This is a genomic window from Streptomyces sp. NPDC059477 (assembly GCF_042749375.1).
Taxonomy (GTDB): domain Bacteria; phylum Actinomycetota; class Actinomycetes; order Streptomycetales; family Streptomycetaceae; genus Streptomyces.
This window is the reverse complement of sequence record NZ_JBHYUG010000086.1, coordinates 24,028-35,506: the sequence shown is the minus strand read 5'-3', so window position 1 is coordinate 35,506 and position 11,479 is coordinate 24,028. Positions and strand designations below refer to the sequence as shown.

At 72.5% G+C, this 11,479-nt stretch carries 9 protein-coding genes and 1 pseudogene; 3 read left to right on the top strand and 7 right to left on the bottom strand.

Features of this window, described 5'->3' with window-relative positions; all coding sequences use genetic code 11:
• Together ACFXAZ_RS31185 and folE are read left to right on the top strand one after the other, a co-directional pair.
• Window positions 1-1,128 (top strand): annotated as a pseudogene (locus ACFXAZ_RS31185) (cell division protein FtsH); the annotation flags it as partial.
• A 169-nt stretch (window positions 1,129-1,297) separates the two neighbouring features.
• Window positions 1,298-1,903 (top strand): GTP cyclohydrolase I FolE, encoded by a 606-nt coding sequence (gene folE, locus ACFXAZ_RS31180; RefSeq protein WP_384597980.1) that lies wholly within the window; start codon window positions 1,298-1,300, stop codon window positions 1,901-1,903.
• Between the two features lie 110 nt (window positions 1,904-2,013).
• Here folE and ACFXAZ_RS31175 read toward each other — a convergent pair whose 3' ends face one another.
• From ACFXAZ_RS31175 to ACFXAZ_RS31150, 6 genes are all read right to left on the bottom strand, one after another.
• On the bottom strand, window positions 2,014-2,505 hold the full coding sequence (locus ACFXAZ_RS31175) for a DUF3180 domain-containing protein (RefSeq protein WP_384597978.1): 492 nt from the start codon (window positions 2,503-2,505) through the stop codon (window positions 2,014-2,016).
• A 73-nt stretch (window positions 2,506-2,578) separates the two neighbouring features.
• Complete coding sequence (gene folK, locus ACFXAZ_RS31170) at window positions 2,579-3,187, bottom strand: 2-amino-4-hydroxy-6-hydroxymethyldihydropteridine diphosphokinase (protein ID WP_384597976.1); 609 nt, start codon at window positions 3,185-3,187, stop codon at window positions 2,579-2,581.
• Entirely contained in the window at window positions 3,184-3,543 is a 360-nt protein-coding gene (gene folB, locus ACFXAZ_RS31165) for a dihydroneopterin aldolase (RefSeq protein WP_384597974.1), read from the bottom strand. The genes folK and folB overlap by 4 nt, the downstream gene beginning before the upstream one ends.
• 218 nt (window positions 3,544-3,761) lie before the next feature.
• Complete coding sequence (locus tag ACFXAZ_RS31160; RefSeq protein WP_384597972.1) at window positions 3,762-4,292, bottom strand: nuclear transport factor 2 family protein; 531 nt, start codon at window positions 4,290-4,292, stop codon at window positions 3,762-3,764.
• Window positions 4,289-5,182, bottom strand: coding sequence for a dihydropteroate synthase (folP, locus tag ACFXAZ_RS31155; protein ID WP_384597970.1), 894 nt, complete (start codon window positions 5,180-5,182; stop codon window positions 4,289-4,291). Before folP ends, ACFXAZ_RS31160 begins: the two co-directional genes overlap by 4 nt.
• Before the next feature lie 127 nt (window positions 5,183-5,309).
• Window positions 5,310-7,115 carry a phosphatidylglycerol lysyltransferase domain-containing protein gene (locus ACFXAZ_RS31150; protein WP_384597968.1) on the bottom strand — a complete coding sequence of 602 codons (1,806 nt, stop codon included), beginning with the start codon at window positions 7,113-7,115 and terminating at the stop codon, window positions 5,310-5,312.
• 884 nt (window positions 7,116-7,999) lie between these two features.
• Here ACFXAZ_RS31150 and ACFXAZ_RS31145 point away from each other — a divergent pair.
• Window positions 8,000-9,613 carry a hypothetical protein gene (locus tag ACFXAZ_RS31145; protein WP_384597966.1) on the top strand — a complete coding sequence of 538 codons (1,614 nt, stop codon included), beginning with the start codon at window positions 8,000-8,002 and terminating at the stop codon, window positions 9,611-9,613.
• Between the two features lie 143 nt (window positions 9,614-9,756).
• On the opposite strand, the gene ACFXAZ_RS31140 is transcribed toward ACFXAZ_RS31145, so the two are convergent.
• On the bottom strand, window positions 9,757-11,064 hold the full coding sequence (locus ACFXAZ_RS31140; protein WP_384597990.1) for a PH domain-containing protein: 1,308 nt from the start codon (window positions 11,062-11,064) through the stop codon (window positions 9,757-9,759).
• Window positions 11,065-11,479: the final 415 nt, after the last annotated feature.

The following is an 11,479-nucleotide window of genomic DNA, read 5'->3' as shown; positions in this document are numbered from 1 at the left end:
GAGGTCTTGGGGGGTTTCACCCTCTTGCCGCCCACCACCGGGCCCTCCAGCAGCGACCGGGCGCTGCTGGGCCCGGGCTGTTTCTCCCCCATCTTCGGGGTCCACCGCCCGGACATGCTGGGCCGTCTGGAGATCCTCAAGGTCCACCAGAAGGGCAAGCCGGTCGCCCCGGACGTCGATCTGTCCGCCGTCGCCCGCCGTACGCCGGGCTTCACGGGCGCCGACCTGTCGAACGTGCTGAACGAAGCGGCGCTCCTGACGGCGCGCAGCGACCGCAAGCTCATCGACAACCAGATGCTGGACGAGGCGATCGACCGGGTGGTCGCGGGCCCGCAGAAGCGGACCCGGATCATGTCGGACAAGGAGAAGAAGATCACCGCGTACCACGAGGGCGGTCACGCCCTGGTCGCGGCGGCCTCGCCGAACTCCGACCCGGTCCACAAGATCACCATCCTGTCCCGGGGCCGTGCCCTGGGCTACACGATGGTGCTCCCGGACGAGGACAAGTACTCGACCACCCGCAACGAGATGCTCGACCAGCTCGCCTACATGCTGGGCGGTCGCGCGGCCGAGGAACTGGTCTTCCACGACCCGACCACGGGCGCCGCGAACGACATCGAGAAGGCCACCGCCACGGCCCGTGCGATGGTCACCCAGTACGGCATGACCGAGCGGCTCGGCGCCATCAAGTTCGGCGGCGACAACACCGAGCCCTTCCTCGGGCGTGAGATGGGTCACCAGCGCGACTACTCGGAAGAGGTCGCCGCGCTGGTGGACGAGGAAGTCAAGAAACTCATCGAGACCGCGCACAACGAAGCGTGGGAGATTCTCGTCGAGAACCGCGACGTCCTCGACAATCTCGTGCTGGCGCTGCTGGAGAGGGAGACGCTCGGCAAGGAGGAGATCGCCGAGGTCTTCGCCACGATCGTCAAGCGTCCCCCGCGGCCGGCCTGGACCGGCTCCTCCCGCCGCACCCCGTCGACCCGTCCGCCGGTGCTCTCCCCCAAGGAGCTGGCCCTGACGAACGGCGCCAACGGAGCGGCCCCGGCGATCACCACGGCGAAGTCCACCGCGACCGAGCCCGCCCCGGTGGCCGAACCGGCCCCCGAGGAGCGACCGGACAGCTGACCCAACGGCCGTGTCCGGCCCGGAATGGATGCCGCGCCCCCCAGGTTCTAGCCTGGGGGGCGCGGCATTTCCCCATATGCCCGTAGATCAGATTGCCCAGAGACCGGATTTGCCCCCTAGAACAGACGCGCGTGGGCCCCGCGCGGCCCGCACAGGAACGAGGCACGACATGACCGATCCCGTGACGCTGGACGGCGACAGCTCCATAGGCGAGTTCGACGAGAAGCGCGCGGAGAACGCCGTACGCGAACTCCTCATCGCGGTCGGCGAGGACCCGGACCGTGAGGGTCTGAGGGAGACTCCGGCGCGGGTGGCGCGGGCGTACAAGGAGATCTTCGCGGGGCTGTGGCAGCGGCCGGAGGATGTGCTGACGACGACGTTCGACCTCGGGCACGACGAGATGGTGCTGGTGAAGGACATCGAGGTGTACTCGACCTGTGAGCATCATCTGGTGCCCTTCCGGGGGCTCGCCCATGTCGGGTACATCCCGTCCACCAGCGGCAAGATCACGGGGCTGTCCAAGCTGGCCCGGCTGGTGGATGTCTACGCCCGCCGGCCCCAGGTGCAGGAACGACTCACCACGCAGATCGCGGACTCGCTGATGGACATCCTGGAGCCGCGGGGCGTGATCGTGGTCGTGGAGTGCGAGCACATGTGCATGTCGATGCGGGGGATCCGGAAGCCCGGCGCGAAGACGATCACCTCGGCGGTGCGGGGGCAGCTGCGGGACGCCGCCACGCGGAACGAGGCGATGAGTTTGATCATGGCGCGCTGAGGGTTCCGCCGCGTCCAGGTTCGCTCGGCCGAGGGACTGTGGGCCGGCGTTGCGGCGGACTGTGGGCCGGCCTCCCGGCGTCGCCCTTGTGGGGCGTTCGTGGTCCGGCGTCAGGCGGCCGGGGCCGCGCCCGTGTTGTCCGTGTCGTGGTCGTCGTCCGGGAGCTTGCAGACGTGCTCCAGGAACAGGGCCGCCGCTATCACGGCGATGCCCGCGAGGACGGAGAAACCGGCGTAGATGGCCTGGTCGCGGCGGGCCGGGACGTCCAGGACCTCCAGCAGGAAGACGCCCGTGCCGCCGTACATCCCGGCGACCAGGGCGGCCACCAGGGCGCTGGCCTGGCCGAAGACCACCGCGCGGGCGGCCATCAGCGGGTCGACGCCCTTGGCGCCGGGCTGACGCTCGCGCTGCGCCTTGAGGCGGGCGCGCAGCGAGAGCGCGGTGGACATCAGGACCGCCGCGATCAGCGCGAGGACGATGGGGGCGGCGAGCGGGACGCTGGGGAGCGTGCCCACCGAGTTCCACAGGCGGGCGCCTGCCCAGGACAGCACTCCGGCGACGACGAACACGCCGGCCAGCAGCCTGATGCGCAGCTCTCTCACGGTGTCCCTTCAGCTCCCCGGCCGGTGCACGGCCCCTTGCCGTCGGCCGTTGCCGTCGTGTTGACCTTAACGACTACTCGGGCAGCCGGAGTTCCAGATCCGAGCGGGCCGCCACACCCTCCTCGCCGATATCGGCGAGGAGGGCGGCGACCGTGCCCTGACCGGGCAGCTGCGCTTCCGGGTCCACGTCGTGCCAGGGGGCGAGCACGAACGCGCGTTCGTGGGCGCGCGGGTGGGGGAGGGTGAGCTGGGGATCGTCGGAGACGACATCGGCGTACGAGACGATGTCGACGTCGAGCGTGCGCGGCCCCCAGCGCTCGTCGCGGACCCGGTGGAACGCCTCCTCGACCGCGTGTGCCCGCTCCAGCAGGGACGAGGGCGGCAGGGTGGTCCTGAGCACCACGACCGCGTTGAAGTACGACGGCTGGCTGCCGGGCTCGACGCCCCAGGGCTCGGTCTCGTACACGGGCGAGACCGCCTTGACGCGGACGCCCGGGGTGTCCTCCAGGGCGTCGATCGCGCCCTGGAGGGTCTCCAGTCGGTTGCCGAGGTTCGAGCCCAGGGCGAGCACGGCCCGTCGGGGGTTCTGGAGGGTGCTGTCGGCGGCGTCGACCCGCTCGACGACCGAGGCGGGCACGGGCTGTACGGTCGGGTCGCTCTGGCCCCCGGTGAATGCGTTCATACTCGGCTCCGGATGACGGTGACGGTCACGTCGTCGAAGGGGACCGTGATCGGCGCGTCCGGCTTGTGGACGCAGACCTCGACCTCCTGGACCCCCTCGTGCTTGAGACAGACCTGCGCGATGCGCTCGGCGAGTGTCTCGATGAGGTTGACGGGCTCGCCCTCGACGACGGCCACGACCTCCTCGGCGACGATGCCGTAGTGCACGGTCTTCGTCAGGTCGTCGTCGGCCGCGGCCGGGCGGGTGTCCAGCCCGAGGACCAGGTCCACGATGAAGGTCTGGCCCTCCTCGCGCTCCTTCGGGAACACGCCGTGGTGCCCTCGGGCCTTCAGGCCGCGCAGCGCGACACGATCCACGCGAATCACTCCTGCAATTGTCGGTGAGTGCCGGTCCGTACCGGGTGCGGGCGGACGGGCGGCCTCGAACGAATCTACCCGCGGGCACTGACAGTGCCGGGCCGCGGGGGCCGGTCATGGGCGGTCATGGGGGTCGGTGGGCGGTCGGGAGGCGCGCCTACCCGGGGGTACGTGATTCCAACCACGTTTTGGTTCCTGTGAGGGGGCTCGTGGCTCGCTCACTCGGTCAAGGGGGGTGTGTCGTCCAAGGGAGGGGTGTCGTCGTTGTCGTCCTCGTCGTTCTCGGCCAGGACCGGGGAGGCGTGGTGCGACCAGAGCTTCCAGCCGTCGGTGGTGCGGCGGAACACGTTCGTGGCCACCACCAATTGCCCCACCAGCGGGCCCAGCTCCCCGCCCTCCTCGGGCGCGGGGCCGCCGCTGAGGATGTTCTCGGTGCAGGTCACCAGGGCGGTGTCACCGGTGACGGACACATGGACGTCCGTGAGGAAGAACTGGATGTAGTCCGTGTTCGCCATGATCAGCGCGTACGAGCGCAGGACCTCGCCACGTCCGGTGAGCACCGGCCAGCCGGGGTGCACGCAGGAGATCACCCCGGTGTCCGCCGGGTCGTGGTACTCCTCGTCGACGCCGAGGTCGGAGGGGGTGAGCCAGAGCGAGGACACCACCTCGAAGTCGCCGCGTTCCAGCGCCTCGTAGAAGGCGGTGTTGGCGGCTTCCACCTGCTCGACATCGGTGTGGGGGGCGCTCACCTGGCTCCTTCGCTGGGGTGCGCGCTCTGCTCGCGCGCGTTTTCCACGGCGCGCGCGACGCGTACGGCGTCGGCGGTCGCGCGTACCTCGTGCACGCGCACGGCCCATGCCCCGGCGTGCGCCGCGAGCGCGGAGACGGCGGCCGTTGCGGCGTCGCGCTCGCGCGCGGGCGGGGGCGCGCTCTGTGGTCCGGCCAGCACCCGCCCCAGGAACCGCTTGCGGGACGCGGCGACGAGCAGCGGATGGCCGAGGGCGTTCAGCCGGTCGAGGTGGGCCAGGAGCGCGAGGTCGTGCTCGACGTCCTTGGAGAAGCCGAGGCCGGGGTCGACGATGACGCGGTCGGGGGCGATGCCGCCGTCCAAGACGGCCTCCACGCGCGCGTGCAGTTCCTCGATGACCTCGGTGACGACGTCGTCATAGGACCCTCTTACGTTGCCGCCCGCCAGGAAACCGCGCCAATGCATGACGACGAAGGGGGCGCCCGCCGCGGCGACGACCGGGATCATCGCGGGGTCGGCGAGGCCGCCGCTGACGTCGTTGACCAGGGCCGCGCCGGCGGCGAGGGCCTGCTCGGCGACGGAGGCGCGCATGGTGTCGACGGAGATCACCGTGCCCTCGGCGGCCAGGCCGCGGACGACCGGGATGACCCGGCGCAGTTCCTCGGCCTCGTCCACGCGGGTCGCGCCGGGCCGGGTGGACTCGCCGCCCACGTCGACCAGGTCGGCGCCCTCGGAGACCAGGTCGAGGCCGTGCTTGACGGCGGTCGTCGTGTCGAACCAGCGGCCTCCGTCGGAGAAGGAATCGGGCGTCACGTTCACCACCCCCATGACCGCGCAGCGGTCCCATGACGGGAGACCCGCGACACTCCGGCGTCCGCTCTGCTTGCTCATACGTTCAGCGTAGGCCCCGTGTCCGACCGGCTCCCGGCCACCGCGCGGTATGCGGCGGGAGGCGGGGGCGGGGGCCGGGTGGTCGGGTGGGCCGTGCCCTCTGATGCGAGGGCACAGGCGCCGGACGCTAGGCCGGCCGTACGTCCCGTTCCGTCGGGCCGTGGGCGCAGGGGCGGGCGGGCTTCGCGCGGCGGCGCAGGAAGCGGGGTGGGGCGAGGTTCAGGAAGCCCTCGGCCCGCATCGCGGCGAGGCCGATGCGCGGGAGGTCGGCGGAGGCGCGGTAGACCATGAAACGCGGCTCCCAGCGGGGCCGGAACTTGGCGTTGAACCGGTACAGCGACTCGATCTGGAACCAGCGCGACAGAAACACCAGCAGCCCGCGCCAGGCCCGCAGCACCGGCCCGGCGCCGATCTTCTCGCCACGCGCCAGCGCCGAGCGGAACATCGCGAAATTGAGCGACACGCGCGCGATGCCGAACTTCGGGGCGGCCCGCAGTGCCGCGACGATCAGCAGTTCGTTCATGCCGGGGTCGGCCGCGCGGTCCCGGCGCATCAGGTCCAGCGACACTCCGTCGGGGCCCCAGGGCACGAAGTGCAGGACCGCCCTGAGATCGCCGTACGGGCCGGGCGCCGCTTCCGCGCGGTGGGCCGTGGCGATCAGGCAGTCCCCGTCTGCCTCGTCGCCGATCCGGCCCAGCGCCATGGAGAAGCCGCGCTCGGTGTCGGTGCCGCGCCAGTCGTCGGCCGCGCGGCGGATCCGTTCCAGCTCGGCCTCGCCGAGGTCACGCACGCGTCGTACCCGGGTCTCGTAACCGGCGCGCTCGATGCGTGCGGCCATCTGGCGCACATTGCGCATCGCGCGGCCGGCGAGCGAGAAATCCGGGACGTCCACCACCGCCTCGTCGCCCAGTTCGAGCGCGTCCAGACCGGTCTCGCGGGTCCACACCTCGCCGCCGGTCTCGGAGCAGCCCATGACCGCCGGGGTCCAGGAGTGGGCGCGGGCCACGTCCATGAAGCGCTCGATGGCGCCGGGCCACGCCTCGACGTCGCCGATCGGATCGCCGCTGGCGAGCATCACACCCGACACGACCCGGTAGGTGACGGCCGCCTTGCCGCTGGGGGAGAACACCACGGCCTTGTCGCGGCGCAGCGCGAAGTGGCCCAGGGAGTCCCGTCCGCCGTGCCGGGCCAGCAGGGCGCGCAGACGCTGTTCGTCGTCCTGGGTGAGCTGTGCGGCCGGGTGCTCGGGACGGAAGGCGAGGTAGATCGTCGTGACGGCCGTGAGCAGGCCCAGGGCGCCCAGGGAGGCGGCCACCGTCCACGACGTACCGCCCCGGTAGCCGACCGGGCCCTGGACGCCGAACAGGCCGTACAGGACGTGGGTGAGCCGGGCGGCAAGGCTGGGGTCGCCGACCATGCGCCCGTGCTGCACGCTGACGATCACCAGGCCGAGGGCGAGTGAACCGGCGCCCATGAGGACGAAGTTGGCGAGCGCCCGCCAGCGGCTGCGCGGGTCGGGCAGCGCGACGAACTGGCCGCGGTGGCGCAGCAGCGCCCACAGCAGCGCCAGCGAGATCACCACGCCGATGAACGAGTGGCGGTAGCTGAACTGGGCCACCGCGCCCACCGGCAGCAGCGCCACCGCCGCCCGCCACGCCCGCCGTTTGCGGCGCCGCAGGCCGTGCGCGAGGAGCAGCAGCAGCACGCCCGCGCTGAGCGAGAGCGCCGCCGCGAACGGCCCCAGCGCGCCGGGCAGCACCTCGGCGAGCGCGTGTATCCGGCTGTGCCGGAAGCGGGGGAACACGCCCGCGGCGACGTCCAGCAGGCCCACCAGGGTGCAGGCCCTGGCGACGAGGACGGGAACCGACCCGGGGCGCGGACCGCGCGGCAGGCGCCGCGCCCCGCCGGACCGTTCCGCAGCCCTGTCCGACATTTCCCCACCTTCCCTGACAGTCATCACGTCCCGTGGTTCCGCGAGAGGTCCCTGAGCCGGTCCCGATTCGGGCATCCGGCCACATTGCGCCCTCTAGGACGGTGGTGCGGGGAGGGAGGTTCACTCCCGCGTACAAAGGTGGTTCAAAGGTTCTGGAAAGTCAGGGGCAAGTCCTGGGACTCCTATCGGCGGCCTCATGGGCGCCCGTCGGTCGTTGTCCCGCCTCGCACCGGCCGGTGTTGGGGGACGGAATGGGAATGCGGGGAGTCGGGGTCGGGGAGTGGCCCGTCCCCTCGGTGATTCGACCCGCCTCTTCGCGCGTGCTCCCGTTCTGGGCGACCGGGCGACTCCTGGTCGACTTCGGGGTGACCGCATGGCGGCTGCATCGCGGCAGTAAAGTGCGGCGCCGCGCGGATCAGTGGTGCGAGCGGATCAGTGGTTCACCGGATCAGGCGCGTCAATAGGCGGTGCTCGTGACGCGTCCTCCTGGGGGCCTGCCTCTGAAGCGTTCTCATGGGGGGTGCCATGCGTACGATCCCCAGGCGCGCTCGGCGTGTCGGTGCTGAGGGGCGGGTGCGGTGGGCGCGCGGCGGGCCGGGTGCGGACCCGCGCGTGGATGCCCGGCGGTCGGCGGGGGATTGGGGAATTGGGCAGCTCCCCGATCAGCCCCCCGATCGCCGGAGAAGGTGTCAAATAGCCGTCGGATCAAGGGGAATGGCATTCCCCGTGACCGTGAATACGGCACTCGCTGGGAGTTGATCTTGCGGAACTCCCGGACGGCGGTGTCGCCCGATACCGAATCGAAACCCGGAGAACGCTTGGGGGCGGCTGTGTTTTACGGCCCGGCGCACCACGATTCCCCTACGCGCGGTAAGTTTCTGGCCATGCCACGTGGACGTCATCGCCATTCCCCGCCCCTGCACCGGCTGCTGCCCCCGTCCGTGATCGCCGGCGTCGCCGTGGTCTGCGCGATCGGTCCCTGGGTGCTCTCGGAAACCACGGTGCTCCGCGGGCTGGCCGCGGTGGCCGCGCTGACGGCGGTCGCCGGAGCGGTCGTCATGCGCCGCTGGGACGCGCAGGCGGGCAAGGCGGTGGCCGACCTCACGCGCGTACGCGTGAGCGAGGAATGGCGTCATGAGGAGCGCGTCGCCGAACTGGAGTCCGACCTCGACGAGTCGCGCGAGCTGCGCGGCAAGCTGGAGCAGCGACTGCGCGCCAAGCGCGCCGAACTGACGGGCCTGCGCAACGAACACGCGGCGCTGCTGCGCCGGTACGCCACGGCGGAGACGGAGCGGGCGACCGCCCTGGAGGGCCGCCGCCTGCTGGAGATAGAGGCCGGCGAGCCGGTGAACGCGCTGCCGTCGGGGAAGGCGGAGCACTCGGGGAAGGCGGCGGCCCCGGCCGGGACCGACGCCGCCTCGGAGAGCGCCGGGTCCGCCGACGCCCCCGATGCCGCCGACGCGCTGTCCGACACGCCGGCGCTCTTCTCGCCCGAGGGCACGCAACTGTTCCTCCGCGCGCGGGCGGCGCTTGGTCGGCTGGAGAAGCGCGAGCAGGAATCCGGGCAGGAGTCCGAGCAGGAGCGCGGGCAGGGGAAGGGCGCTCTGGCGGAGGGGGAGGGCGTCCCCGTTGCGGATGCCGTCGCCGACGCCGCCCTTGACGCCGTCGCGCGGGCCGACGCCTCCGAGGGGGACTCCGGGACCGATCCCGACCCCGACCCCGACTCCACCGACCCGGACCCGAACGGCAGGGGTCCCGGCGGCGACTCGACGGACGAGGCCGGGGCGCAGGACTCCGGCGCGGAGGCCCGCAGCGACATCGACGGCGCCGTGGAGGCACCGTCCGCCGCGGAGATGCCGGGCGTGGAGGCGCCCGCCGTCGACGCCCCTGCCGTGGACGCTCCCGCCGTGGGAACCCCCGTGCCCGCGCGGGCCGCCGTACCGGCGCAGGGCAGCCGTTCGGCTCGGGCCGAGGCGTCGGTGCCGAGGCCGGGCTTGGCCGCCGGTGGTGACGCCGAGGCGGCGCAGGAGGACGAGGCGCAGGGGAAGCACCGGGCGGCCGACGCGCGGGAGCACGCGGTCGCCTCCTCCACGACCCACGCGCAGAGCGACGCCGCCCTGGTCGCCGAGACCCGGCCCGCCCTGCCGGCGCACCAGCCGACCGGCCACTTCACCGTCCCGACCGCCGTGGCCGTCGTACCGCCCACGCCCGCCCGGCGACCGTCGGTGGAAGGCGGCTTCGACTTCTTCGGCACGAAGCAGGAGGACGAGGCGGGGGTCGACTTTGTGGACATCGCCATGGAGCACTCCGTGCAGGACGAGGACCTCGCCGATGTCGTCGGACAGGAAGCCCTCGACGCGCGCAAGGCGCAGGCCGAGGGGGAGTTCGAGCGGGCCGGGGAGCGGGCGGACGGCATCGACGCCCCGGTGATCGACCTCACCGCGCACGACGAGACCGAGCAGATCGACGTACAGGGGCTGCGCAGCGCGGTCTCCTGAGACCCGTAGCCAGTCTGTCCGTCGGCCCGTCTCCTCTCGTCCGACACCTTTGACGTCCTTGACACCTTGTCCGCCCTTCCTGCGGAGCCCGGCGCGTGCCGGGCTCTCGGCGTTTCGGCCGGTTTCGGTGCCGGGGGAGGGGCCTATGCCATCCAGCGGTCGGGACGGGCGTCACGGCGGCCCGTGCGGGAGCGCTCCGCCTGTGCGCGCAGCAGCTCCACGGCCTCCTCGGTGGCCCTCAGGCGCGCTGTCTCGGTCTGGTTGGCCCCCGTGTCCACATGGACGTCCGCGACGCCCCACAGGCGCTCCCAGGGCCCTTGCGTGAGCCGTACGCTCTGCACCTTCGCGTGCGGGACCAGGGCCAGCTTGCGGCTCACCAGCCCCCGGCGGGTCACGAACACCGAGTCGGTGACCGCGAGCCCGTAGCCGCGCCACCACACCGGTACGCACCAGCGGGCGCGGCGCGGCGGCCTGCTGAGCGCGGACGCGAGAGGCACCGTCACGCCCGGCAGCACACGCGCGATGACGGACTCGGCGACCTCGCGCGGGGCGACCGGCAGCAGCAGCGAGTTGGCCGAACCGGCCACGGCCAGCTCGACCCTGACCCAGCCGCGCCGCCGCCACAGCCACGGCTCGACGATCCGCACGGTCTGCACGCGTCCCGGCGGCACGGTCTCGTGCGCCCGGTCCAGCAGCCCGTGGTCCATGCGCAGCCCGTCCGGGGATTCGGCGAGCGTCCAGTCGTACTCGCTCACGAACCGCCGGACGCTGCTCGTGCCCGCCGCACCGACCAGCGGCACGCCGGTCACGATCACCGTCCACAGGCTGTGGGTGAAGATCCACAGCATCGACGGCACGATGGCCGCGGCGGCCAGCGTGCCCCAGGTCGCGCCGGTCAGCACGAGCGAGATCGCGAGGTCGCGCGCCGGTACGCGCAGCAGTTCGCGCGCGGGCGCCTCACCGACCTCGTGGGCCGTCTCCGGTGCGAAACCCGCCGCGCGGGCGAGCAGTTCCGCCCGCAGCGCGCGTGCCTCGCCCTCGCCCAGGAAGGCGAGTTCGTCCTTCTTGTCGGCGCCTATGACATCGAGCCGCAGTTTGGAGACGCCCGCCACGCGCGCGAGGAGCGGCTGAGTGATGTCGATCGCCTGGATGCGTTCCAGCCGGATGTGCGCGGTGCGCCGGAACAGCAGGCCGGTACGGATGCGCAGTTCGGTGTCCGTCACCGCGAAGTGGGTGAACCACCAGGTGCAGAAGCCGTAGAGGGCGGCGGCGGGGATCGCCACGGCCACCACGAGCAGCAGGGTCGTCGTGGTCAGCCGGGTCAGCTGGCGCTGCGTCTGATCGGGGTCGTGCAGCGCCCACCCGATGACCACGGCGATCGGCGCCCACGCGCGGCGGAAGGGCGTCACGGGGTGAAGCCGACGCTCGACGAGGGCTCTCGCGGGGGGTATGACGCCGTCGGCGTCGAGGGTCGCGTCGGCATCGGCGGCTGGGGCGGGCTCCAGGGCGGTGCTGGTGGACTCCCGGTGTGTTGCGGAGGGCCCCGCGTGGTCCCTGGCCTGCCTGGCGGGGTCGGTGGTCCGCCCCGCCTGTTCCGCGCGGTCCGCCGCAGCCTCGGCGGCGCGTGCGGCCTCGTAGGTGCCGTCTGGGGGCGTTTTGGTCTCGCCTGTGGCGTGGCCTGAGGCTGTCGCGGCCTCGTGCCTTGCGCTGGCCGAGGTCGGGCCGCTCTCGCGTATCGGGTCGCCTGGGGCCGTCTTTGTCCCGCCCGGGGCGCCGCGAGAGGTTGCTGTGGCCTGGTGTCTTGCGTTGGCCGGGGCCGGGTCGTCGTTGCGTATCGGGTCGCCTGGGGCCGTCTCGGTCTCGGCT

Excerpts from the sequence above, each read along its gene's own strand:
- folE (WP_384597980.1), top strand. The coding sequence starts at position 1,298 with ATGACCGATCCCGTGACGCTGGACGGCGACAGCTCCATAGGCGAGTTC.
- folK (WP_384597976.1), bottom strand. The coding sequence starts at position 3,187 with ATGAACGCATTCACCGGGGGCCAGAGCGACCCGACCGTACAGCCCGTG.
- folP (WP_384597970.1), bottom strand. The coding sequence starts at position 5,182 with ATGAGCAAGCAGAGCGGACGCCGGAGTGTCGCGGGTCTCCCGTCATGG.
- ACFXAZ_RS31150 (WP_384597968.1), bottom strand. The coding sequence starts at position 7,115 with ATGTCGGACAGGGCTGCGGAACGGTCCGGCGGGGCGCGGCGCCTGCCG.
- ACFXAZ_RS31145 (WP_384597966.1), top strand. The coding sequence starts at position 8,000 with ATGCCACGTGGACGTCATCGCCATTCCCCGCCCCTGCACCGGCTGCTG.